The 24628-nt window shown below is 64.9% G+C and carries 15 protein-coding genes and 3 pseudogenes; 12 read left to right on the top strand and 6 right to left on the bottom strand.

Going from position 1 to position 24628, the window contains the following annotated elements:
• Positions 1 to 448 precede the first annotated feature (448 nt).
• Entirely contained in the window at positions 449 to 1195 is a 747-nt protein-coding gene (locus tag AC1DQ3_RS09760; RefSeq protein WP_477119979.1) for a dienelactone hydrolase family protein, read from the top strand.
• 177 nt (positions 1196 to 1372) lie between these two features.
• Here AC1DQ3_RS09760 and AC1DQ3_RS09765 read toward each other — a convergent pair.
• Both AC1DQ3_RS09765 and AC1DQ3_RS09770 read right to left on the bottom strand, forming a co-directional pair.
• Positions 1373 to 1501 (bottom strand): annotated as a pseudogene (locus AC1DQ3_RS09765) (epoxyqueuosine reductase QueH); the annotation flags it as partial.
• Positions 1498 to 2412 carry a LysR family transcriptional regulator gene (locus AC1DQ3_RS09770; RefSeq protein ID WP_477119980.1) on the bottom strand — a complete coding sequence of 305 codons (915 nt, stop codon included), beginning with the start codon at positions 2410 to 2412 and terminating at the stop codon, positions 1498 to 1500. The pseudogene AC1DQ3_RS09765 and the gene AC1DQ3_RS09770, both read right to left, overlap by 4 nt.
• A 110-nt stretch (positions 2413 to 2522) precedes the next feature.
• Here AC1DQ3_RS09770 and metE (AC1DQ3_RS09775) point away from each other — a divergent pair, with 110 nt between their 5' ends.
• The 5 genes and pseudogenes from metE (AC1DQ3_RS09775) to AC1DQ3_RS09795 form a co-directional block, all read left to right on the top strand.
• Positions 2523 to 4814, top strand: coding sequence for a 5-methyltetrahydropteroyltriglutamate--homocysteine S-methyltransferase (metE, locus tag AC1DQ3_RS09775; RefSeq protein ID WP_477120034.1), 2292 nt, complete (start codon positions 2523 to 2525; stop codon positions 4812 to 4814).
• An 89-nt stretch (positions 4815 to 4903) separates the two neighbouring features.
• Positions 4904 to 5060: pseudogene (gene glyA / locus AC1DQ3_RS09780) on the top strand (serine hydroxymethyltransferase); the annotation flags it as partial.
• Positions 5061 to 5166: 106 nt separating this feature from the next.
• Positions 5167 to 7455 carry a 5-methyltetrahydropteroyltriglutamate--homocysteine S-methyltransferase gene (gene metE, locus AC1DQ3_RS09785; protein WP_477119981.1) on the top strand — a complete coding sequence of 763 codons (2289 nt, stop codon included), beginning with the start codon at positions 5167 to 5169 and terminating at the stop codon, positions 7453 to 7455.
• 244 nt (positions 7456 to 7699) lie between these two features.
• Entirely contained in the window at positions 7700 to 8569 is an 870-nt protein-coding gene (locus tag AC1DQ3_RS09790) for a DUF1653 domain-containing protein (protein WP_477119982.1), read from the top strand.
• Between the two features lie 391 nt (positions 8570 to 8960).
• A pseudogene (locus AC1DQ3_RS09795) lies at positions 8961 to 9374 on the top strand (phosphatase PAP2 family protein); the annotation flags it as partial.
• A gap of 157 nt (positions 9375 to 9531) precedes the next feature.
• Here the strand turns inward: AC1DQ3_RS09795 and paeA are convergent.
• Both paeA and AC1DQ3_RS09805 read right to left on the bottom strand, forming a co-directional pair.
• On the bottom strand, positions 9532 to 10845 hold the full coding sequence (gene paeA / locus AC1DQ3_RS09800; protein WP_477119983.1) for a polyamine export protein PaeA: 1314 nt from the start codon (positions 10843 to 10845) through the stop codon (positions 9532 to 9534).
• A gap of 93 nt (positions 10846 to 10938) precedes the next feature.
• The gene (locus tag AC1DQ3_RS09805) at positions 10939 to 11892 is read right to left on the bottom strand and encodes a LysR family transcriptional regulator (protein ID WP_477119984.1); all 954 of its coding nucleotides are present in this window, start codon (positions 11890 to 11892) and stop codon (positions 10939 to 10941) included.
• A gap of 132 nt (positions 11893 to 12024) precedes the next feature.
• Here AC1DQ3_RS09805 and AC1DQ3_RS09810 point away from each other — a divergent pair, with 132 nt between their 5' ends.
• From AC1DQ3_RS09810 to AC1DQ3_RS09825, 4 genes are all read left to right on the top strand, one after another.
• The gene (locus AC1DQ3_RS09810; RefSeq protein WP_477119985.1) at positions 12025 to 13287 is read left to right on the top strand and encodes a D-amino acid dehydrogenase; all 1263 of its coding nucleotides are present in this window, start codon (positions 12025 to 12027) and stop codon (positions 13285 to 13287) included.
• Between the two features lie 100 nt (positions 13288 to 13387).
• Entirely contained in the window at positions 13388 to 14299 is a 912-nt protein-coding gene (locus AC1DQ3_RS09815) for a glutamate/aspartate ABC transporter substrate-binding protein (protein WP_477119986.1), read from the top strand.
• A 147-nt stretch (positions 14300 to 14446) separates the two neighbouring features.
• The gene (locus tag AC1DQ3_RS09820; protein WP_477119987.1) at positions 14447 to 15244 is read left to right on the top strand and encodes a transporter substrate-binding domain-containing protein; all 798 of its coding nucleotides are present in this window, start codon (positions 14447 to 14449) and stop codon (positions 15242 to 15244) included.
• A 151-nt stretch (positions 15245 to 15395) separates the two neighbouring features.
• The gene (locus AC1DQ3_RS09825; RefSeq protein WP_477119988.1) at positions 15396 to 16055 is read left to right on the top strand and encodes an amino acid ABC transporter permease; all 660 of its coding nucleotides are present in this window, start codon (positions 15396 to 15398) and stop codon (positions 16053 to 16055) included.
• Positions 16056 to 16172: 117 nt separating this feature from the next.
• On the opposite strand, the gene cphA (AC1DQ3_RS09830) is transcribed toward AC1DQ3_RS09825, so the two are convergent.
• Together cphA (AC1DQ3_RS09830) and cphA (AC1DQ3_RS09835) are read right to left on the bottom strand one after the other, a co-directional pair.
• Positions 16173 to 18743 (bottom strand): cyanophycin synthetase, encoded by a 2571-nt coding sequence (gene cphA / locus AC1DQ3_RS09830; RefSeq protein WP_477119989.1) that lies wholly within the window; start codon positions 18741 to 18743, stop codon positions 16173 to 16175.
• A 20-nt stretch (positions 18744 to 18763) separates the two neighbouring features.
• Positions 18764 to 21400 carry a cyanophycin synthetase gene (cphA, locus tag AC1DQ3_RS09835; RefSeq protein WP_477119990.1) on the bottom strand — a complete coding sequence of 879 codons (2637 nt, stop codon included), beginning with the start codon at positions 21398 to 21400 and terminating at the stop codon, positions 18764 to 18766.
• Between the two features lie 240 nt (positions 21401 to 21640).
• On the opposite strand from cphA (AC1DQ3_RS09835), the gene AC1DQ3_RS09840 reads away from it, so the two are divergent.
• Both AC1DQ3_RS09840 and AC1DQ3_RS09845 read left to right on the top strand, forming a co-directional pair.
• The gene (locus tag AC1DQ3_RS09840) at positions 21641 to 23935 is read left to right on the top strand and encodes a cyanophycin metabolism-associated ABC transporter (protein WP_477119991.1); all 2295 of its coding nucleotides are present in this window, start codon (positions 21641 to 21643) and stop codon (positions 23933 to 23935) included.
• A gap of 14 nt (positions 23936 to 23949) precedes the next feature.
• Complete coding sequence (locus tag AC1DQ3_RS09845) at positions 23950 to 24420, top strand: cyanophycin metabolism-associated DUF1854 family protein (protein ID WP_477119992.1); 471 nt, start codon at positions 23950 to 23952, stop codon at positions 24418 to 24420.
• Positions 24421 to 24628 lie beyond the last annotated feature (208 nt).

Raw genomic sequence — 24628 nt, forward strand, 5'->3', positions numbered from 1 at the left:
AAGAAGTCAGGTTCCTGCGTCGGTGTGGAAAAGCTCTTGCCGATCGACATGATTAGACGGATGGAGAAAACTATCGCAAGGTACGGGCGCAGCTTGGCGTTCGGACTCCGGGCATCTGTTTCACGCGAAAGCAGTCACTCACCCAGCTTGGTAAAGAACCCGGTGTGGGTGACCGCACCGACAGGCGGCAAGCGACCCTGCGGTAAGCGAATGGCCGTTGAACTTTTGAGAACGGCCCATTGCCATCGCGTCGACCCGAATGAAGGAAAGCGGTTGAATCCGCAGACACAAAGGGTCATTCGACGTAGCGAGTAGAATCGTTGGCAATCGCTCGGCAAACGTCGGCTGCCCCATCGATACATTTCCTATCGATGGGATAGACTTATCAACTCGTAATCTGACTCCATGAAACGTTCTCTTCATTTCCCTCCGTTACAGGTACGATGTCATGACTTATGAAAAGGCGAACATTTCAACTCGCGACGGCGTTTGCCCTGTTCATATTTTCACCTCCAATGCGGGAACACGTTTGCCTGCCATTATTTTCTATATGGATGCGGGTGGCGTTAGGCCTGCCGCATTGGAAATGGCTCAGCGCTTGGCGAATGCCGGCTATGTTGTGCTGCTGCCCGACCTCTTTTATCGGTACGGCCCTTACGGACCTTTTGATCCTGTCGAAGTGTTCAAGGGTGATGTACGGTCGATCCTCGGCCCATTGATGGCGACCACGGGCAACGAAAAGGCAGCTGAGGACACAGGAGCGCTTCTGACTTACTTGGATACGCGTATTGATGTCGAGGGTAAAAACGTAGGTGCGGTTGGCTTCTGCATGGGTGGCGGTATGGCCATTACCGCCGCAGGTACATACCCCGACCGCTTTGCGGCTGTAGCCAGCTTTCACGGTGGTAATCTCGCGACCGACGCACCTGCAAGTCCACATCGCTATGCACCGCGATTGAAGGCCGAACTATATATCGCAGCGGCCGAAGGCGACGAGAGCTATCCGTTACCAATGGCGCAGCGACTCGAGAACGCGTTCGATCAAGCCGGTGTACGGTACTGTGCAGAGACATATGTCGGAGCAGCGCACGGCTGGATGACGCCAGATTTCTCTGTCTACGATTCGGTGGCCGCCGAGCGAGGATGGTCAAAGATGATTGAGCTTTTCAATCGAATACTCAAAGATCGAGTTTGATTTCCTCACTTTAAAATCGGACAGATGGGCGCGAAGCCCCCGCGGAGCTGCTTGATGCCTCACAGGCGCTGCATCACCGGCAGGTCGACCACGGCGGTTTCGAGCTTGCTCAGCTCGATGTCGCCGTGGATAGGGTCGCGCAACAACATGGGCCGGCTCTCGCAATTCCTGCCTGGCCGCAAAGTCGATGCCAGACGCCTGCATGGCTTCCATCACCTCGCCGGAGCAAGGCGCGCAGCACGAATGCAGCAGCACCTTGCGGTGCCCGTCAGGCAAAGCCAGCGGTTTGCGATCATGTCGTGTCATTGGATCTCCTGCTGTTCCATCAAGGCCGCAGCCGGCTTGCGCGCCAGCTCGACGAACGCCTTGAGGTAGTCGATTTCGGTGTCGGCCTCACGGGCGCCCAGGAAGATCTGCTTGGCGATACCGTCCTTCCCCAGTCGTACGGGTACGACGTCCATCTTGTCGGCATATTCCTCCACCAGCCAGCGGGGAAGCGCGGCCACGCCGCGGCCGCTGGCCACCATCTGCAGCATGATGTCGGTGGTCTCGATGGCCTTGTGGCGCCTGGGTGTGACGCCGGCAGGCATCAGGAACTGATTGTAGATATCGAGCCGGTCGATCTCCACCGGGTAGGTGACCAGCACCTCCCGCGTCAGGTGTTCCGGCTTGACGTACTCGACCGCGGCAAGCGGATGCTCACCATTGACCACCAATACCTGCTCGTAGTCGAATACCGGCTCGAAGCGCAGGCCCGGTTTGTAGAGCGGGTCTGGCGTCACGAGCAGGTCGATCTCATAGCCGTAGAGCGCGCCAATCCCGCCAAACTGGAATTTCTGCTTGACGTCGACGTCGACGTCCGGCCAACGAGCGAGGTAGGGCGCCACCACCTTGAGCAGCCACTGGTAGCAGGGGTGGCACTCCATGCCAATGCGCAATGCGCCGCGCTCGCCCTGGGCATATTGCCCAAGCCGCTCTTCAGCCAGGTCAAGTTGCGGCAGCACGCGGTTTGCCACGGCGAGCAGGTATTGACCGGCCTGGGTCAGACGCAGGCTGCGACCCTCGCGCAGCCAGATATCGGTGCCAAGTTGCTGCTCCAGCTTTTTCATCGAATGACTGAGGGCAGATTGCGTCACACAGAGCACGCCGGCGGCGGCGGTCAGCGAGCCGTGCTTCTCGACGGCCTGGACGATGGCCAGGTGAATTCTCTCGAGCATGGGGTTAAATGAGTAAAACTAATGGATTGTTGAATTATCACCATTTTACTTCATGCATCCCTGTCTTTACTATCCGGCCATCAGCAACCTGATCCAATCAAGGCGACATGATGGCAACGACACATAACCTGGGCTTTCCCCGTATCGGCGCGAAGCGCGAACTGAAGTTTGCGCAGGAATCCTACTGGAAGGGCGAATCGTCGCGCGACGAACTGAAGAGGCTGGGCGCTCAGTTGCGCCAGCGCCATTGGGAAAACCAGGCGAACCTCGATCTGGTGCCGGTGGGCGACTTCGCCTTCTATGACCAGGTGCTGGACATGAGCTTCACGCTCGGCAACCTGCCCTTGCGCGTGCAAGGCTTCCATGGCGACGCGCTGGACAACTACTTCCGCGTGGCGCGCGGCCGCTCGGCCAAGGGCCTCGAAGACCACAGCGCATGCTGCGGCGGTGTCGCCGCCGGCGAGATGACCAAGTGGTTCGACACCAACTACCACTACATCGTCCCCGAATTCAGCGCCGCCACGGCGTTCAAGCTGGATGCCACGCGCTTGCTGGAACAACTGGCCGAAGCCCGGGCACAAGGCGTCAAGGCCAAGCCGGTGATCGTCGGCCCCGTGACCTACCTGGCGCTGGGCAAGGCCAAGGACGACTCGAACAAGCTGGCACTGCTGCCGGGCCTGGTTGCCGTCTACGCCGAACTGCTCGCTACGCTGGCGGCGCAAGGCGTGGAATGGGTGCAGATCGACGAGCCGATTCTCGTGACCGAGCTAGCGGCCGACTGGCAGAAGGCTTTCACCACCGCCTACCAGGCGCTGGCGACCGGCAAGGTCAAGCTGCTGCTGGCCACGTACTTCGGCCAACTGCTGGCAAACCTGCCGCTGGCCTGCTCGCTGCCGGTGCAGGGCCTGCACCTGGACGCCGTCAACGCCCGCGCCGAAGTCGAAGCCGTGGTCGCGCAACTGCCGCAAGACCGTGTGCTTTCGCTGGGCGTGATCAATGGTCGTAATATCTGGAAGACGGACCTCAACGGCGTGCTGGACTGGCTCGAGCCGGTTGCCAAGCGCCTCGGCGACCGTCTCTGGATCGCTCCGTCGTGCTCCCTCCTGCACGTGCCGGTGGATCTGGATAGCGAGCAGAAGCTGGACGCCGATGTCCGTTCGTGGCTCGCGTTCGCGCTGCAGAAGCTCGATGAACTGAAGGTACTGGCCACCGCGCTGAACCAGGGCCGCGCAGCGGTCAAGGCCGAGCTGGCCGCCAACCAGGCCGCCATCGCCGCCCGCCGTGCATCGCCGCGCGTGAACAACCCGGCGGTCAAGGCAGCGCTCGCCAGGATCAATCCCGCACTGGGCCAGCGCAAGAACGCCTATCCGACACGCGCCGGCAAGCAGGCCGCGCTGCTGAACCTGCCCGCCTATCCGACCACCACGATCGGTTCGTTCCCGCAAACGGCGGATATCCGCCTGGCACGCAGCCAGTACAAGAGCGGCAAGCTTGACGAAGCAGGCTACAAGGCCGCGATGCAGGCCGAGATCGCCCGCAGCGTGCGCGAGCAGGAAGCGCTGGGCCTGGACGTGCTGGTGCACGGCGAAGCCGAGCGCAACGACATGGTCGAGTATTTCGGCGAACAACTCGACGGCTACACCTTCAGCCAGTTCGGCTGGGTGCAGTCCTACGGCTCGCGTTGCGTGAAGCCGCCTATCCTGTTCGGCGACATCAGCCGCCCGAAGGCGATGACCGTGGAATGGATCAAATACGCCCAGTCGCTCACCAGCAAGCCGATGAAGGGCATGCTGACCGGCCCGGTGACGATCCTGAACTGGTCGTTCGTCCGTGACGACCAGCCGCGCTCGGTGTCGTGCTACCAGCTTGCGCTGGCGATCCGCGAGGAAGTGATTGACCTGGAAAAGGCCGGCGTGCGCGTGATCCAGATCGATGAAGCCGCTCTGCGCGAAGGCCTGCCGCTGCGCAAGTCGCAGTGGAAGGAATACCTCGACTGGGCCGTGGAATCGTTCCGCATCACGGCCAATGGCGTGGGAGACGAGACGCAGATCCATACGCACATGTGCTATTCGGAGTTCAACGACATCATCGCGTCGATCGCCGACATGGATGCCGACGTCATCACCATCGAGACCTCGCGCTCGGACATGGAGTTGCTCGATGCGTTCGACAACTTCAACTACCCGAACGAGATCGGCCCGGGCGTGTATGACATCCACTCGCCGAACATCCCGACGCAGGAGCACATCGTGCAACTGATGAGGAAGGCTGCAGAGCGTATTCCGGCGCAACGCCTGTGGGTGAACCCGGACTGCGGCCTGAAGACGCGCCAGTGGGAAGAAGTACTGCCGGCGCTCACCAACATGGTGGCGGCCGCCAAGACGCTGCGCGCCAACGCCTGAGCCGGCCATCGCGCCATACAGCAGTGCCGCACCGGCGGTCAGGACCGGAGGTGTGCGGCACAGCGCCCTGGCAGTCTATCCCGGGCCATGCTCAGGTCATGGCCGAAACGCTCATCGAGCGCGGCCTGCGCATCGTCTCCGGCCGCACCGAGAGCCACGTGATGCTGGTCGACCCTGCGCGCCAAGAAGATCACCGGCAAGGAAGCCGAGAAGGTCCTGGGCGAGGCCCACATCACGGTCAACAAGCCCCCCTCCCTTGAGATGAATACGATTCATATGCTGATGAGAACATGTCGCTTGATGAATCATTTCGTGCCTTGCACACTGCGCAGCATCAACTCAAGGATTCCGCATGCCCCGCACCCACATCTCCGGCTTTCCGCGCATCGGCGCGCGTCGCGAACTCAAGTTCGCACAAGAATCGTTTTGGCGTGGGGAGTCGGACGATCTGTATTTGCGGGGTGTTGGCAAGGATTTGCGTGCCCGTCACTGGGAGTTGCAGCGGGCCGCAAACCTGGACTTCGTTGCGGTCGGTGATTTTGCCTGGTTCGATCCGATGCTGAACCTCACCGCGTTGCTGGGCGCGCTCCCGAGCCGGTTTGGCTTCGAGCCGACGGCGCTGACGCTCTCCCAGTACCACGAACTGGCACGAGGCAACAAAGCAGAGCCGGCGCTGGAGATGACCAAGTGGTTCGATACCAACTATCACTACCTCGTACCGGAGCTTGGGCCGGATACCACCTTCGATGGTGGCGTCGACTGGTTATTCGACGAAATCGATGAGGCGATCGCACTGGGCCATGCAGTCAAACCAGTATTGATCGGGCCAGTCACGTATCTGTGGCTGTCCAAGTCGCGGGTTCCCGGATTCGATCGGCTGTCGCTGCTGCCGAAGCTGGTCAAGCGCTACAACCACATTCTTGCGCGGTTGAAGGAGCGGCGTATCGAATGGGTCCAGCTAGATGAGCCGGCACTCTGCCTCGATCTCGACGGGAATTGGCTCGATGCGATCGGCTTTGCCTATGAAGCGCTCGGAAACTCGGATGTCAACGTGCTGCTCGCGACCTATTTCGACACGGCCGCCGATCATGCGGAGCGTGTCTCGGCGCTGCCTGTTCAGGGTGTGCACATCGATCTGGTGCGCTCGCCGGGGCAACTCGACGCGTGGCGCCTGGCGCTTCCGGCAGACAAGGTGCTGTCCGTCGGCGTGATCGACGGTCGGAATATCTGGCGGGCCGATCTTCGTCGGATCGCGGCCTCGCTGGAAGGCTTGCACAAGGAACGCGGTGAACGACTGTGGATTGCACCGTCTTGCTCGCTCGCACACGTACCGGTTACGCTGGCCTCGGAGCAAAGACTCAATACCGAGCTCCGCTCATGGCTGGCCTTCGCAACAGAGAAACTCATCGAGATCAGCGCGATTGCAGTGGCGCTGCGCGATCCGGTGGCCGCCGAACCGACAATGGCAGCCGCCGATTTCGCCCTCGCGTCGCGACGCCATTCTGGCACCGTCAACAATGCTGTGATCCAGAGACGCGTGGCCGCTATCACAGACACCATGGCTGGCCGCAGGAGCCCGTTCGCCGATCGGAGCCGGGTGCAACGTGATTCGCTGAAACTACCGATCTTGCCGACCACGACGATTGGCTCGTTTCCGCAGACACCCGCGATCCGGCAGGCGCGTGCGGCATATCGGAGTGGCGAGATGCGCGCGCTCAATTATCTTGAACGCATGCGAGCCGAAACGGCCGTCGTCATTCGAAAGCAGGAGGAGCTTGGGCTCGACGTTCTGGTGCATGGAGAAGTCGAGCGCAACGATATGGTCGAGTTTCTCGCGGGCAAGCTCTGGGGCTTCGCACTGACCGAGAATGGCTGGGTCCAGAGTTTCGGTTCCCAGTGCGTCAAGCCGCCGATCCTTTATGGCGACATCGACCGTCCGGAGCAGATGATCGTGGATGCGGCCTGCCATGCCCAATCCTTGACCGAGCGGCTGGTGAAGGGTGTGCTGACCGGGCCGGTGACGATGCTCGAATGGTCGTTTGTTCGCGACGACCAGCCGAAAGCCATCACGGTGCTGCAACTGGCGCTGGTCATTCGCGATGAGGTTGTCGACCTGGAAGAGGCTGGCATCCGTGTCATCCAGATCGACGAGCCTGCATTTCGTGAAGGGCTGCCGCTACGCAAGAGCGACTGGCCCGCTTATCTCGATGTGGCCACGCGCGCGTTTCGGATCGCAGCGGGCGGCGTTGCCGACGCCACGCAGATCCACACCCACATGTGCTACTCGGAGTTCAACGACATCCTTCCGTCGATCGCCGCGCTGGATGCGGACGTGATCACGATCGAGGCTGCGCGTTCGTCGATGGAGTTGCTGGACGGATTCGGTGAGTTCGCCTACCCGAACAGCATTGGCCCGGGTGTCTACGACACGCATTCGTCGCGTGTACCGAGCGCGAACGCGATGGAACGGCTGCTCGAGCGCGCCTCGGAATTTGTTCCCATTGAGCGGCTGTGGGTCAACCCGGACTGTGGCCTCAAGACCCGTAGCTGGGAAGAGGTGGAAGCCGCGTTGACCAACATGGTCGCGGCAGCCAGGTCAGTGCGGCACAAGGTTGAGGCGCAGTCGTCAAGTCAAGCGTAGACATATTTATGAGCGCTATGCATTGACGCCGTGGCGCATCGAGAGGAGCCGCCGTGTTGGACTTGCGTATTGGGTATGGGGGTATGGCGGTCACCCTCTCCATCGGCAGTACGCAAAGCCCCGCGAATCCTGACGAAGCCGTGGGGCTTTTGCATCGGGGGGTGTGCATGAACGCGCTGCAAGCCGCGCGGTCCCGCGCAGTCAATGCTCTATCATGACGCTGTTCCGATCTGAACAGCTGCCCATGACCCGGTCTTCCTCATTGCCTTTCCCGCACGCCTCGTCCGGCGACGATTCGCCTTCCGACTATCTCCGCGGCATGCCGCACCGCCACTACAAAGGCGGCGCCTATGCCATCGTCGGCCTCGGCCGGATCGAGTCCGACCTGTCGCAGGTTGTCGTCTACGAGGCGATGCGGGACCGCTCCCAGTTGTGGGTGCGGCCGCTGGATGTGTTCACCGAAAGCGTGGCCACGCCGCAAGGCACGCAAGCGCGTTTCGCGCCGGACTGGCCAGCGGCGCTGGGCTGCCTGGACTTCCTGCCGCGCGCGACGGTATTGCAGGTGCTCGCCTGCTACGACGCGCCTTTCCGGCATTACCATGATCGCCGTCATGTACTGGAGATGTTCGAGACCGCGCAGGCGCGCGGCGTGGCGCTGACACCCGCGCAGGCGCTGGCGGTGCTGTTCCACGACGCGATCTACGTGCCCGGTTGCGGGCATAACGAAGCGGCCTCGGCCGTGCTGATCGAGACCATGGTCAGCGGCGTCGATGCCTCGGTGACGTCGCTGGCCGCGCGCATCGTGATGGATACGCGCGGGCATCGCGCGTCGGTGCCGGAGTCCGGACTCGTGCTCGATCTCGATCTCTACCGCCTGGCCGGGCAGCCGGCGGATTTCGACGCCTGGACCATCGCCGTGTTCGAAGAAAACAAGGCGCTGCTGGCCAATCGCACCGGCCTGGACGGCGATGCCCTGTTCGCGGCCTTCATGCAGCGCAGGATCGCTTTCCTCCAGGGCCTGGCGCAACGCACGCAGCTTTTCCTCACGCCCGCGTTCGCCGATTGCGAAGCGACGGCGCGCGCCAATATCGCGCGCATGGCGGCCGGAGGCTGAGCGGATGGTTGCCGTCTCCTGGCTCACGCCGGCGACCGCGCTGGGCGTAGTGGGCCTGCTCGGCTTGTTCGTGCTCTTGCTGCTTTGCCTGGTGCGCGGCTTGATGCTGGTCATCCAGCCACTGGTGCGCCGGCTCGATGCCGCGCGCCTGCGTGGCCGCGATGCGCTGCACGCGCGTGCCGGCCAGCAGTGGCCGCGCGTGGCCCGCATGCTGGAGCGCGATATCGCCGAGCTGTTCCTGCTGGCGCTGGCCGGCGCCTTGCTGCTGGCATGTGCCGCGGCTTTGTTGTGGCTGGGCGAGTCCATCGCCGAGGGCGCGTCGCTGGTGCAAGTGGACCGGGCCGTGTTCGCGCAGCTGCGCGCGTGGCAGCAAGGGTGGCTGGATACGGTCATGGTGGCGCTGACCGAACTGGGCGGCGCGCGTGTTTCCGTGGCGGTGGGCGTGACGGTGTTTGCCTGGCTGGCGTGGCGCCGTGCCTGGGTGGCGGCGGCTTACTGGGTGGGAGCGCTGGTCGGCGCGCGCGCTTGCGTGATGGTGCTCAAGCTAGCCCTTGAGCGCAGCCGTCCGGCCAGCATCTACAGCGGCCTGGAGTCTTTCTCCTTTCCCAGCGGGCACGCCACCAGCAGCATGGTGACCTACGGTTTCCTGGCCTTCCTGCTGTGTCTGCGCCAGCCATGGCGCGTCCGGATCCCCGTGGTCGCGCTGACCGCGGTGGCGGTAACGCTGATCTGCCTGTCGCGGCTCTACCTTGGCATGCACTGGCTGTCCGACGTGCTGGCCGGTTGCGCGCTTGGTTTTGCCTGGATCGTTCTGCTGGGCACCGCGTACGCTACCCTGCATGAGCCAGAGCGGCTGGCGCCGCTGCGCCTGGGTATGGCCGCTGCCGCGGCGGTGCTGGTGGTCGGCGCGTGGATCGTGGTGTTCCAGCTGCCCACCACGGTGGAGCAATATCGCCGCGCGCTTACGGCTGGAGCGGCTTCGCCGGCGGCAGCCGCGAGACCAGCAACTGATCGATCTTGTGATGGTCGATATCCAGCACTTCGAAGCGAAAACCCGCCGCTTCGATCGCTTCGGATTTCTTCGGGATGCGTTTGAGCGTGTAGATCACCAGCCCGGCGGCGGTATCGACGTAATCCTCGCCCGGCAGCTCGTCGAGGTCCAGCGCCTTCTTCAGGTCCACCAGCGGCGTGAGGCCATCGACCAGCCATGAGGTTTCGTCGCGCCGCACGATCTGCTCGTCCTCGGTGCTGTAGATGATATTGCCCATCAGCGCGCCGACGATATCGTCCAGCGTGACGATGCCGACCACCAGCCCATACTCGTTCATTACCACGCCAAAGCTCTGGTGCATCTCGCGAAAGCGCGTAAGCGACTCGGTGAGCGTCAGCGTGTCCGGGATCACCAGCACATTCTTGTTGTGACGCTTGCCGATATTGCCGATGTTGCCGATCACGCCGGTGGAATCGTCGGCGAGGAACATCTGCAGGATGTCCTTCGAATCGATATAGCCCAGCACGTCGTCGAGGTTGTGCCCGCATACCGGGTACTGCGCATGCGGGAAGCTGACCAGCTTGCGGCGCAGGCTGTCGGCGGGCTCGTCCAGGCCGATGTAGACCACGTCGTCGCGCGGCGTCATCACCGCGGTAACATTCTTGGCGTCGAGTTCGAACACGTTTTCTATCAGGTGGATCTCGTGCTTGTGCAGCACGCCCGCTTCCGCCCCGGCATCGACCATGGCGGCGATGTCTTCGGACGTGATCTGGTCGATGTGCTTGGTGGGCACGCCGCACAGGCGCAGCGCGGCGTCGGCCGCGCCGTTGAACACATAGACCAGTGGCTTGAAGATCCTGATCAGTGTCAGCATCGGCCCGATCACCACCAGCGCGCAGGCTTCGGGGAAGGTCATGGCGATGCGCTTGGGAATCAGGTCGGCGAACTGGATAAAGAGCAGGGTGACGATCAGGAAGGAGCCGACATTGGCGATGCGCTGCGTCGTGACGGCGTCCAGGTAGGGCAGCAGCGCTGCCTGCATCAGCTCGGAGACATGCTTCTCGCCGACGATGCCGGCCAGGATGGCCACGCTGTTGACGCCGATCTGCACGATGGTGAAGAAGTTGCCCGGCTCCTCCTTGAGCAGCATGATCTTGGTGGCGCGGCGGTCGCCACGCTCGGACAAGGTCTGCAGCTTGGTGCGGCGCGAAGCGGTCAGCGCGATCTCGGAAATCGAGAAGAAGGCACTGACCAGGATGAGGAGAAGCAGGGTTAGGACGAACATAGGTTTGAGCTGGCACCGTTCAGGCGCTTTGATGATGGTGCACGGCGCATGGTACTGTCAAATTCCGCAAAAAGACGCCAACGCCAATCGGCTTCATTTGGCGGCATGCTCGAAACTGACCGCCGGCGCCTCCAGCCGCTGCGGCAGCGCAGCAGCCAGCGCCCGCGCCGCGGCGGCAAACTGCTCGCGCATGTCGTCGGCCAGGCTGGAGCTGCCGCGATGGCTGGCGCGCAGCAGCTGGATCTCGAACGACAGGGCGGGCTTTACCTCGTGCAGCGAAACGCGCTCCGGGTTTGCGCCCAGCGCGGTGTACTGGTCGAGCAAGGTCAGGCCGAGGCCGGCATCCACCAGGGCCAGCGCCAGCGAGTAGGTCTGGACTTCCAGCGTGGAACGCGGTTCGAGCGCGTTGCGTGCCAGCGTCTGGCGCACCAGCAGGCCGAGCGAGCTGTTGTCGTCGTAGGCAATGAAGGGGCGTTCCACCAGCCGGCGCATCGGCACGTCGGTCCGCCGCGCGCGCGCCGACAGTGGCTCGCCGCGCGGCACTGCCAGCAGCATCAGGCCGCCGGCCACCGGCTCGCTGGAGATGGCCTCGTGGCGCGGCGGCGAGAAGGCGAAACCCAGGTCGATCTGGTTGGCCAGCAGCCCTTGCACGATCTCGTCGGTGTGGTGGGTCAGCACCTGCACCTGGGTCTCGGGGTGGCGCGCGCAGAAGCCGCGTACGGCAGGCACCAGCAAGGGGTTGGCCAGGCTCGGCGTGGCCGCCACGCGCAGGCGGCCGGCACCCTTGTGGCGCAGGCTTTCGGAGACGCGGCGCACCCGCTCGATCTCGCCATAGAGCCGCTCGACGTCGCCGTAGAGCGCGCCGGCCTCCGGCGTGGCCTGCAGCCTGCCCTTGACCCGGTCGAACAGGCGGAAGCCGAGCGTGGCCTCGGCATGCTGCAGCACGCGCGTGACGACCGGCTGGGAGACATGCAGCAGGCGGGCCGCCTCGCTGACGGTGCCGGTCAGCATGACGGCACGAAAGACCTCGATCTGGCGCAATCGCATCGGACATGGGAGGCACCCGGGGGCACCTATGGCCTGGCCTATAGCCTAAAGACATATTCTTGCACGTATTCGCATTGGGCAAGCCTGGCTGCTTGGTCTAACCTCTCTCGCATCGGATCAAAGAGGCAGGTGATGAAGGTTGTGATCGTGGGGGCGGGCGTGATCGGGATGAGTGCGGCATGGCGGCTGGCGGGCGACGGGCACGAGGTCACCGTACTGGAGCGGCATGACGGCCCGGGCGAGGAAACCAGTTTCGCCAACGGCGGGCAGCTCAGCTACAGCTATGTGGCGCCGCTGGCCGGGCCGGGGGTGCTGGCCAAGGTACCCGGCTGGCTGTTGCGGCCCGATTCGCCAATGCGTTTCCGGCCGTCGGGGGACCCGGCGCAGTGGCGCTGGCTGGCCGCGTTCGCGCGGGCCTGCAACGCTGCCACCAGCGAAGCCAGCACGCGCAAGCTGCTGCGCCTGGCCTTTTACTCCCGTGACCTGATGCAGGCCTTTGTCGACAGCCAGCCGGTGGAGTTCGGCTTCGCCCGGCGCGGCAAGCTCATTGTGCACCGCGACAGAGACAGTTTCGAGTCAGCCTGCCGCCTGCTCGACTACCAGGCCAGCCTGGGTTGCGAGCAAGAGGCGCTGGACAGCGATGCCTGCGTGACGCTGGAGCCGGCGCTGGCCGGCATCCGCGGCGAGATTGCCGGCGCCATCCACACCCCGAGCGAGGAGGTGGCCGATTGCCATCGCTTCTGCGTGGCCTTGGCACAGTTGCTGCATGACCGCCCAGGCGTGTCGCTGCGCTTCGGTGCTGACGTGCAGGGCATCGAGCGCGAGGGCGACCGTGTAACCGGCGTGCGCACCGCGTCGGGCATCGAGCGGGCGGATGCGGTGGTGGTGGCTGGCGGTATCGGCAGCGTGGCGCTGCTCAAGCCGCTGGGCCTGCGGCCGCCCTTGTGGCCGCTCAAGGGCTACAGCATCACGGTACCGATCGCGGATGGCGTCCGCGCACCGCACATCAGCATCACCGATTTCGCGCGCAAGATCGTCTATGCCCGTATCGGCAACACCCTGCGCGCGGCCGGCATGGCCGACCTGGTGCGCGCGGACACCGTCATCGACCGGGCGCGGATTGCCACGCTGGCCGACGAGACGCAGGCGCTGTTCGGCGGCATCGCGCCACACATGGCGCCGGAGCAGTTGCAGCCATGGGCCGGCTTGCGTCCGGCTACGCCAAGCGGGCTGCCGATGGTGGGGCCATCGCGCCTGCGCGGCTTGTGGCTCAATATTGGCCACGGCGCGCTCGGCTTCACGCTGGCGCTGGGCAGCGCGGGCTTGCTGGCCGATGGCCTGGCCGGGCGCAAGCCGATGATCGAAGCCGAGGATTTCGCCGCGACGCTGGCCTGAGCCGTAGCGATGGCGTCGCGTTTTTGCCTCGCGGCGCAGAGATGTCACCGTGATCAACCGAGTATTTCACGAGCCGTTCCCAACCCAAGGAGAAAAAGATATGCAATCCAACGTTCGCCCCCACCGATTCTCCCGCTGCCTGCTGGCTGCTGCCGTGCTAGCGGCCGCGGCCGGCACGGCGAGCGCCGACGATGGCGATACGCTGCGCAAGATCAAGGATACCGGCGTGATCTCGCTGGGCTATCGCGAGTCGTCGATCCCGTTCTCCTATACCAATGGCAAGGACGTGATGGGCTACTCGCACGACATCCTGCTGCAGATCGTCGACAAGGTGAAGGCGCAACTGCAGATGCCCAACCTGCAGGTCAAGCTGGTGCCGATCACCTCGCAGAACCGCATCACGCTGGCGCAGAACGGCACCATCGACATCGAGTGCGGCACCACCACCAACAATCTCGAGCGGCAGAAGCAGGTGGCGTTTTCCAACAGCCTCTTCGTCTACGGCTTGCGCATGCTGACGAAGAAGGACTCGGGCGTGAAGGACTTCCCCGACCTGAAGGGCCGCAATGTCGTGACCACGGCGGGCACCACCGATGAACGCCTGCTGGTGAAGATGAACGGCGAGAAGGGCATGAACATGAACCTGATCAGCGCCAAGGACCACGGCCAGTCCTTCCTGATCCTGGAAACCAGCCGCGCGGTGGCCTTTGTCATGGACGAGCCGCTGCTCTACGGGGAGCTGACCAAGGCCAAGAGCCGGGACGACTGGACGGTGGTGGGCACGCCACTGCAGACGGAGAACTACGCCTGCATGTTTCGCAAGGACGATCCGTCCTTCAAGGCGCTGGCCGATGGCGTGATAGCGGGCCTGATGACCAGCGGCCGCGCCGAGCAGCTCTACAAGAAGTGGTTCCAGTCGCCGATCCCGCCGCGCAACATCAATCTCAACTATCCGCTCTCGGCCGAGATGAAGGATCTTTACGCAAACCCTAACGACAAGGCATTCCAGTAAGCGCGGGCAGGTTGGGCAGGGCGAATCGTTATTGCTGCGCAACGGGAAGTTGCGGTAGGCTGAATGCCGGTCTACGCTCCCAGTGGGCTAACGCTTGCCGGAGCGGCGCGAACGCGGTTCGCGCCGCCTGTGCTGACAGGAGAACATATGCGATCGTTTCGTACTGGCTGCCTCAGGGCACTGCTCGCCGTTTCGCTGCTGGCCGCGGGCGCGGCGGCGCAGGCTGCCGACCTGCTCGACACCGTGAAGCAGGCGGGCGTCCTCAAGATCGGGCTGGAAGGCACCTATCCGCCGTTCAACTACCGCGGCAGCAATAACCAGCTGGAAGGCTTCGACGTGGACGTGGCAAAAGCGGTCGCGGCCAGGCTCGGGGTCAAGCCGGAGTTCGTCACCACCGAATGGAGCGGCATCATTGCCGGGCTGCAGGCCGGCAAGTTCGACGTGATCGTCAACCAGGTCTCGGTGACGCCGCAGCGCAAGGAGGTGCTGGACTTCTCCACGCCATACGTCTACTCGGCGGCGCAGCTGATCCAGCGCAAGGACGACAAGCGCCAGTTCAAGTCGCTGGAAGACCTCAAGGGCAAGAAGCTGGGCGTCAGCCTTGGCAGCAACTACAACGAACTGGCCAAGTCGGTGCCGGGCATCGACGTCAAGACCTATCCGGGCGCGCCTGAGTACCTGCGCGACCTGGCGGCGCAACGCGTCGACGCCGCGCTCAATGACCGCCTGATGATCGGTTACCTGATCAAGACATCCAACCTGCCGCTGCGGCCAGGCGCGCTAGTCGAAGGCGGCACTTCCGAAGTGGCGATTCCCTTGCGCAAGGACAATCCGAAATTCAGGCAGGCCATCGACCGGGCGCTCGACGAGATGCGCAAGGACGGCAGCCTCGGCAAGCTCTCGGCGAAGTGGTTTGGCTCCGATGTGACCAAGCCCCCCAGGTAAGCGCAGGTTGCGCCCGCCAGGCGCGGATCGCGGTGCAACGACCGCGGCCGCGCCGGCGCGATCCCGGCACCCGGGTGTTGTGACTTCGTGATGCCGCCATGGCCGCTATGGCCGCCGCCGTTGCCGTGGCCGGCATGCTCCAGGGCCTACCATGTCCGCTCTCCAGCTTGTCGCCGATTCGCTGCCCGTGCTGTTGCAGGGCATGTTGCTCACCATCAAGTTCGCCCTGCTGTCGATGGTCTTCGGGCTGGTGATCGGCACCGTGGTCGCCCTGATGGGCATCAGCCACCGGCGCGTGCCGCAGGCGCTCGCGCGGACTTACGTCAGCATCATGCGCGGCACGCCGCTGCTGGTGCAGATCTTCGTGGTGTACTACGGATTGCCCGGCATCGGCATTGCGCTGGAACCCACGCCAGCCGGGGTGCTGACGCTGAGCCTGAACGTAGGGGCCTATCTTTCCGAAAGCATGCGCGGCGCCATTCTCGGCATCCCGCGCGGCCAGTGGCTGGCGGCCTATAGCCTGGGGCTGACCCAAGGCCAGACGCTGCGCTACGTGGTGGGGCCGCAGGCGCTGCGGCTGGCGGTACCCAGCCTGTCGAACAGCCTGATCAGCCTGATCAAGGACACTTCGCTGGTGTCGGTGATTACGGTGACCGAACTGCTGCGCACGGCGCAGGAGGTGATAGCCGCGACCTACCAGCCGCTGCCGCTTTATCTTGCGGTGGCTGCGATCTATTGGCTGCTCAGCACGGTTTTGTCGCATGTGCAGCGTTTGCTGGAGCGGCGGCTGTCGTTGCCGGGGCGGCATTAGGATTAGGATCAGGGCGCTAGCGCGGCGCTGAACGAAGCCGCCAGGATGCCCGAGCCAGAAAAAAGAAARCCAGCCGACGAGGCTGGCTTTCCTGCTTGCTGCGTGATTGCCTTTCGCTCAACCCTGCGCAATCCGCTGCCCGATATGCGCCAGCGCCTCCTCGACCTGGTCCACCAGGATCAGGCAGAGATCGCCCGGCTGCGAACGCGACAGCGCCGTATCGATAGCCAGGAACTCCCCACGGATCTCCTCGATCGCGCTAGCCCGCGTCGCACCCTGCAGGCCTTCGCGCAGCAAAGCCAGCACTTCGCCGTCTGCGCGCCCACGCTGGCACTGGTCCTGGTACAGGATCACTTCGTCGAAGACACCGCCGAGGATTTCGGTCTGGCGCCGGATATCGACGTCGCGGCGGTCGCCGGCACCACTGATCACCACCGACCGGCGCCTGGCCGGCATGCCCTCGATGGCATTGCACAGTGCCTGGATCGCATCCGGGTTGTGACCATAGTCGGCGATCAGGGTCGCGCCCTTGTAATCGAACACATTGAAGCGTCCGGGAGCGGTGGCCGCATCGTTGACGAAGGTRGCCAGGCCGCGGCGGATCACGTCCCAGTCGATGCCRAGCGCCCAGGCGGCAGCCGTGGCGGACATCGCGTTCTCGACCTGGAAGCCGATGGTGCCGCCGCGCGTCAGCGGGATACCCGCCAGCGCGATGCGGACCCGGTTCTCGCCTTCGGCAGCCACGATATGGCCGTCCTCGACATACACCACGCGCTTGCCCTGTGCGCAGTGCGTGGCCATCACCGGGTTGTTCAGGTCGGCCGCGAAGAAGGTTACCGAGCCGGGGCAGGCGTCGGCCATGCGCACCACCATGGGGTCGGCGGCATTGAGCACGGCCATGCCATGCGGCGCCACGTTCTGCACGATGACGCTCTTGAGCACGGCAAGATCTTCCACGGTGCTGATGTAGGACAGCCCGAGGTGATCGCCTTCGCCCACATTGGTGACCACCGCCACGTCGCAGCGGTCGAATGCCAGGCCTTCGCGCAGCAGGCCGCCGCGCGCGGTTTCGAACACGGCGGCGTCCACGTCGGGGTGCATCAGCACATTGCGGGCGCTGCGCGGGCCGCTGCAGTCGCCGGTATCGATGCGCTCGCCCTTGATGTAGACGCCGTCGGTGCCGGTCATGCCCATGCGCAGGCCGCTGGCGGCGAGCAGGTGGGTGATCAGGCGGACCGTGGTGGTCTTGCCGTTGGTGCCGGACACCGCCACCACGGGGATGCGGCCATCGTCGCCGTCGGCGAACATGGTGGAGATGATGGCCTCGCCCACCGCGCGGCCCTTGCCGTAGGAGGGCTGCAGGTGCATGCGCAGGCCCGGCGCGGCGTTGACCTCGACGATGCCGCCGGCCTGTTCCTCGAACGGCTTGAGCACGGTCTCGCAGACCGCGTCCACGCCGCAGATGTCGAGGCCGACCATGCGCGCGGCAGCCACGGCGCGTGCGGCCATTTCGGGATGCACGTCGTCGGTGACGTCGGTGGCGCTGCCGCCGGTGGACAGGTTGGCGTTGTTGCGCAGCACTACGCGGGTGCCTTTGGGCGGCACCGAGTCCGCCGTCAGGTTTTGCTTGGCCAGCGTGGCCAGCGCGATATCGTCGAAGCGGATCTTGGTCAGCGAGGTGGCGTGGCCTTCGCCGCGGCGCGGGTCGCGATTGACTTCCTCGACCAGCTTGCGCACGGTGTGCTTGCCGTCGCCGGTGACCTGGGGCGGGTCGCGGCGGGCAGCGGCGACCAGGTGGTTGCCTACCACCAGCAGACGGAAATCGTGGCCGGGTATATAGCGCTCGACGATCACGTCGGCGCTGATCTCGGCGGCGACCTCATAGGCGGCGATGACTTCCTCGCGGGTGCGGATGCGCACCGCCACGCCCTTGCCCTGGTTGCCGTCGCGCGGCTTGACCACCACCGGCGCATCGATTTCCTGCGCGGCCGCCCAGGCTTGCTCGGCACTGTCTACCGAGCGGCCCATCGGCACCGGCACGCCGGCGGCGTTCAGCAAGGTCTTGGTGAGTTCCTTGTCCTGCGCGATCGATTCCGAGACGGCGCTGGTCATGTCGGTTTCCGCGGCCTGGATGCGGCGCTGCTTGCTGCCCCAGCCGAACTGCACCATGCTGCCTTGCGTCAGGCGGCGGTAAGGAATGCCGCGCGCCACGCCCGCATAGACGATGGAGCCCGTGCTCGGCCCCAGGCGCTGGTCTTCGTCGAGCTCGCGCAGGCGATGCAGCGCGTCGGCCAGGTCGAAGGGCATGTCGTCGCGCGCCGCGCGGCACAGCGTGGCAGCGAGTTCCAGCGCGAGCCGTCCGACTTCTTCTTCGGTGTATTGCACCACCACCTGGTAGGTGCCGGGTTCGACGGTCGGCGCGGTGCGGCTGAAGCTGACCGGGCAACCGGCCTCCGCCTGCAGGCGCATGGCCGCGCATTCCAGCGCGTGCGCCAGCGAGACCACGCCTTCGTTGTCGTCTGGCCGCAGCGGACCTACCTCGGGAAAGCGCGCGCGCAGGCGCTCTTCGAAGCCGGGCAGCTGAGCCAGGGTGTGCGCCTCGTCGGAGCACGAAACGATGGCTTCGATGGCGGTGTGGCGGCACCACAGGTTAGGGCCGCGCAGGGCCCGGATACGTGAGACTTCCATGAAATCAGTTTCCTTCCGGATCAGGCGCGGCGGCCCGGTTGGCCCATCCACTGGTGCACCTGGTCGATCGTCGGCAGCGTCGTGGCCTCATCGCATTGCAGCACCAGCAGATCGCCGGCCACCACTTGCGCGAGGGCGGCCTCGATGGCCTGGCGGCGGGTGCCTTCGTCGATGATCTTGGTGACGCGGCGGCCTTCGTAAAGGCCTTGCTTGAGCAGCGCGCGCGCTTCGGCATCGGGCAGGGCGCTCTTGACGGAGCGGTCCTCGCACAGGAAGACGCGGTCGAAGGCGGCGCCCAGCACCTTGCCTTGCTTGACCATGTCTTCATCGCGGCGCTGCGCGCCGGCGCCGTACACCACCACGCGCCGCTCGCTCGGGAAGCGCTCCAGCGATGCCACCAGCGCTTCCAGGGCAGGGGCGTTGTGGGCGTCGTCGATCACCACGATGGCGCCATTGCGCTCGAACAGCGTGAAGCGGCCGGGCGCATCAACCTGGCCCACGTCGAAGGTCACCACGCCAGCGCGAATCAGATCGTTGGAAATGCCCAGCGCCCAGCCAGTGGCGACGGCCGCCAGCACGTTCTCGACCTGGAAGGCCACGCGGCCCGCATAGGTGAGGGGGATCGCGGCCACGTCGGCCAGCGGCGTCTCGCGGCTGCCGGTAGCCAGCACCACCTTGCCTTCGCGCACATAGACCGCGCGGCGTCCGGCCGCGCGGTGCGCGGCGATGGCGGGCAGGTCCGAGGACACGCCGAAGAAGATCACATCGCCGTCGCACAGCTCCGCCATTTCCACCACCAGCGGGTCGCGCGCGTTGAGCACCGCCACGCCACCGTCCAGCACCACGTCGATTTGCGTACGCAGTACGCTGTACATCTTCTCGACTTCCTCGACGTAGTAATCGCCGAGGTGGTCGGGGACATCGATATTGGTCACCACGCCGACCTGGCAGCGGTCGTAGGCGAGGCCTTCGGACAGGATGGTGCCGCTGTCGTTTTCGAACACGGCGGCATCGACCGCGCGGTTCATCAGGATGCGGTGGGCCGCATCCCAGTTGGCGCGGTCGCCGCCCTGGACCTGGCGCCGGTCGAGGTAGAGGCCATCGCTGCAAGCCAGGCCGGTATGCTTGCCGGACAGTTGCAGCAGGCGCGCCACCAGCTTGGCCACCACGGTCTTGCCGTTGGTGCCGGTAATGCCGACCACCGGGATGCGGCCGTTGTCGTCGCCTTCGCCAGCGGGGAACAGGTGATCCACGATGGCGCGGCCCACCGGGCGGGCTTCACCGTTGGAGGGCTTCAGGTGCATCAGCAGGCCGGGGCCGGCGTTGACCTCGACGATGGCGCCGCGCTGCTCGGCGAGCGGGCGCGAGATATCCTGCGCCACCAGGTCGACCCCGGCGATATCCAGGCCAACCACGCGGGCGGCCAGCGAGGCGTGCGCGGCCACGCTGGGGTGCACGCGATCGGTGACGTCGAAGGCGACGTTGCCGTTGCGCTGGATCAGCACCTGCTTGCCCTCGGGCGGCACGGAAGCGGCGTCGAAGCCCTGGCGCTTGAGTTCCAGGCGCGCGGCGGAATCCAGCCGCACCTTGTTGAGCGGGTGATCCTCGGTGCTGCCGCGGCGCGGATCGGAATTGATCTGCGACTCGATCAGCTCGTCGATGGTCGATTTGCCATCGCCGGTCACGCTGGCCGTCTCGCCCATGGCGGCGGCGACCAGGCGGCCACCCACCACCAGCAGGCGGTGTTCGTTGCCCGGCACGAAGCGTTCGACGATGACGCCGCTGCCTTCGTCGATGGCCACGCCGTAGGCGGTCTCGACTTCCTCGCGGGTGGTCAGGTTGGTGAACACGCCGCGGCCATGGTTGCCGTCGTAGGGCTTGACCACCACCGGCAGGCCGATGTCCTCGGCGGCGTCCCAGGCATCGGCGGCACTTTCCACCAGCCGGCCTTCGGGTACGGGCACGCCGCAGGACTGCAGCAGGCTCTTGGTCAGGTCCTTGTCGCGCGAGATGCTCTCGGCGATGGCGGCGGTGCGGTCGGTCTCGGCAGTCCAGATGCGGCGCTGGCGGCTGCCATAGCCCAGTTGCACCAGGTTGCCTTCCGACAGGCGCAGGGCAGGGATGTCGCGGTCGTCGGCAGCGTCGACGATGCAGGCGGTGCTCGGGCCCAGGCAGTGCTTGTCCACCAGGCGGCGCAGGTGATCCACTGCCTCCTCGACTTCGTAGGGGCGGTCCTCGATGGCGGCCATCACCAGGTCGCGGGCGGCGAACAGGGCGGCGCGGGTGACGTCCTCGTGCCAGGCCCGCACGATCACCTTGTAGACCCCGCGGATCGGGGTCTCGCGCGCCTTGCCGAAGCCGCCGGGCATGCCCGCCAGGTTCTGCAGCTCAAGGGTGACGTGTTCCAGGATGTGGCCAGGCCACGTGCCTTCCTTGAGCCGCTGCAGGAAGCCGCCGCGCTCGCCGATACTGCAGCGATGCTCGACCAGCGACGGCAGCCATGTCGAGAGGCGCTCGTAGAACCCCGGAATCGTGTTGGAGGGAAAATCCTCCAGTTCCCCGATATCGACCCACGCCTCCAGCACAGGCCGATATGTCCACATATTCGGGCCGCGCAGCGACATGACATCGAAAATCTCAATGTCCTTCTTTTTCATTGATTTAGCTTGAGGCTGTGGGCGAGTGCCCGAGAAATAGAAGCCTAACCTTTCACTAACGTTACAAGGGTCAGCCGGTTGACTTTCCTGATTAAAAAGCGATTGTGCAGTGCATCAGGGGCGCCCGTGTGTTTGGCCTTATGTATACTGCGGGCAATTCGGCCGGCCGCCATGGCGCGCTGGCCTTAAATTGTTTCAAGTTATGTCCATAGCCCAGGGACGCAGCATGCCGTACCAACGATGACCCAACCTTTCTTGCCCGTGATTGACAGCGACGCCCCGAACGAACCGTGGCGTAATGAACTCGGCACCCACCTGCAACCCGGCGAGGCCGTCCTGGCCTGGCTCGAAGTCGACCTGGACGCAAAGCTGCATTTTACCCAAGGCTGGGTACTTGTGACGGATCGTCGATTGCTGTCGCGCATGCCGGGGCAAAACGACTGGCAGGAATGGACGGTCCAGCCTGGATTATCGCTGCATCACGCCGATCATGCGGGGGTTGGCACGCTTGAGCTGCACGGTAGTGGGCGATTGCTGGCCACCTGGCGCTACACGCTCGGCCACAATCCGGCCGCACTGCGCCTGATCGACCAGTTCCACGCACAGTGCGACCTGTCGGGCTCGGGCCGGGGAGGGCTGGCCGACGCGGATGTCGAGGCAGTCTGCCCGACCTGCAAGGCACCTTTGCCCCCGGATGACGACCAATGTCCGCAATGCAGCCGCGACCTGGAGACCCCGCCTTCGACCTGGGCGCTGCTGCGCCTGTGGCGCTTTGCCAGGCCGTACCGGTTCCCGTTGCTGGCCGGCTTCGTGCTGACCCTGCTGTCCACTGCCGCCACGCTGGTGCCGCCGTACCTGACCATGCCGTTGATGGACAACGTGCTGATCCCGTACCAGAACGGCCTGCCGATCGACTACAACCGGGTCAAGCTCTACCTGGCCGGCCTGCTGGGCGCGGCGCTGGTGGCCTGGAGCCTGGGCTGGGCGCGGACTTACCTGCTGGCGCGGGTGTCCGAGCGCATCGGCGCCGACTTGCGCACGACCACGTACGAGCACTTGCTGCGGCTGTCGCTGGAGTACTTCGGCGGCAAGCGGACCGGCGACCTGATGGCCCGCATCGGCTCGGAAAGTGACCGCATCTGCGTGTTTTTGTCGCTACATTTGCTGGATTTCGCCACCGACGTGCTGATGATCGTCATGACGGCAGCCATCCTGATCTCCATCAATCCGTGGCTGGCGCTGGTCACCCTGGTGCCGCTGCCGTTCATCGCGTGGATGATCCACCTGGTGCGCGACCGCCTGCGCCATGGCTTCGAGAAGATCGACCGGATCTGGTCCGAGATCACCAACGTGCTGGCCGATACCATACCGGGCATCCGCGTGGTCAAGGCCTTCGCCCAGGAAACGCGCGAGGTCGAGCGTTTCCGCGAAGCCAACCGGCACAACCTGGCGATCAACGACCGCGTCAACGCCGTCTGGTCGCTGTTCACCCCGACCGTCACGCTGCTGACCGAGATCGGCTTGCTGGTGGTGTGGATCTTCGGCATCTGGCAGGTCTCGCACAACGCGATCACGGTCGGCGTGCTGGTGGCCTTCCTTACCTATATCAGCCGCTTCTACACGCGGCTGGACTCGATGAGCCGCATCGTCTCGGTCACGCAGAAGGCGGCGGCGGGCGCCAAGCGCATCTTCGATATCCTCGACCATGTGTCCAGCGTGCCGGAGCCGGTGCGGCCGGCCCACCTGGAGCGCGTCGAGGGTGCGATCGAGCTGCGCGACCTGGGCTTCCGCTACGGCAACCGTGCCGTGATCCGCGGGCTCAACCTGTCGATCAAACCGGGCGAGATGATCGGCCTGGTGGGGCACAGCGGTTCTGGCAAGAGCACGCTGGTCAACCTGATCTGCCGTTTCTATGACGTGTCGGAAGGCGCGATCCGCCTCGACGGCGTCGATATCCGCTCGCTGCCGGTATCGGAATTCCGCAGCCATATCGGACTGGTGCTGCAGGAGCCCTTCCTGTTCTTCGGCACGATCGCGGAGAACATCGCCTATGGCAAGCCGGGTGCCAGCCGCGAGGAAATCATCGCGGCCGCGCGCGCCGCACACGCGCATGAATTCATCCTGCGGCTGCCGCACGGCTACGACTCGCTGGTGGGCGAGCGCGGCCAGGCACTGTCCGGCGGCGAGCGCCAGCGCATCTCGATTGCCCGCGCGCTGCTGATCAACCCGCGCATCCTGATCATGGACGAAGCCACCTCCTCGGTCGATACCGCCACCGAGAAGGAAATCCAGAAGGCGCTGGACAACCTGGTGCAGGGCCGTACCACGATCGCCATCGCGCACCGCTTGTCCACGCTGCGCAAGGCGGATCGCCTGGTGGTGATGGACCGCGGGCAGATCGTCGAGGTCGGCGGCCACGAGGAACTGCTGGCGCGCGAAGGCGCCTACTACAAGCTCTACCAGGCACAGGCCCGCAACGTCGATGCCGACGCGGATCCGGATGCCGATACCGCCGACGCGCTCGCGGCACAATAAGGAAGGGGAGCCCCATGCAACAAGTCGATTTCAAGCTCTCCCGCAATGCCTTTGGCCGCCTGGTGATGACCACGGCCGATGGCGTCGTCCACGAGGGCGTGGTGCCCGTGCGTGCCTTCCCCATCGCCGCGCCCGACGATGGCGTGGGCATGATCAGCGCCGACGGCCGCGAACTGGCCTGGCTGCCGCGCCTGGACGCCTTGCCCGCGCCCGTGCGCGAGATGATCGAGGCCGAACTGGCCAGCCGGGAATTCATGCCGGAGATCCGCCGGATCCGCTCGGTGTCGACCTACGCCACCCCCAGCACCTGGGAGGTGGAGACCGACCGCGGCGTGACCTCGCTGGTACTGCGCGGCGAGGAAGATATCCGCCGCCTGGCTGGCTCCACCTTGCTGATCTCCGACAGCCATGGCATCCATTACCTGGTGCGTAACCTGATGGGCCTGGACAAGGCCAGCCGCAAGCTGCTCGATCGTTTCCTGTAAGCCGGCAGTTCCAGCGCAGGGGCGGCTCTGGCGCCGCCTTTCGCTGGTCGAAAAAGAAGCCGGCCGTAACAGCTGATTACAAATTACCGGACCAGACGGCAGAGGGGTGGAAGCACCTGTGCACCCGCCCGGACGGCGAAGGCTCCAACGGGGGCGTGCCGGTATCTCCGGATTATGGCGGCCGATTATGGGCGGCCGGGACAAAGAA

Source organism: Cupriavidus sp. 01T418 (assembly GCF_056398885.1).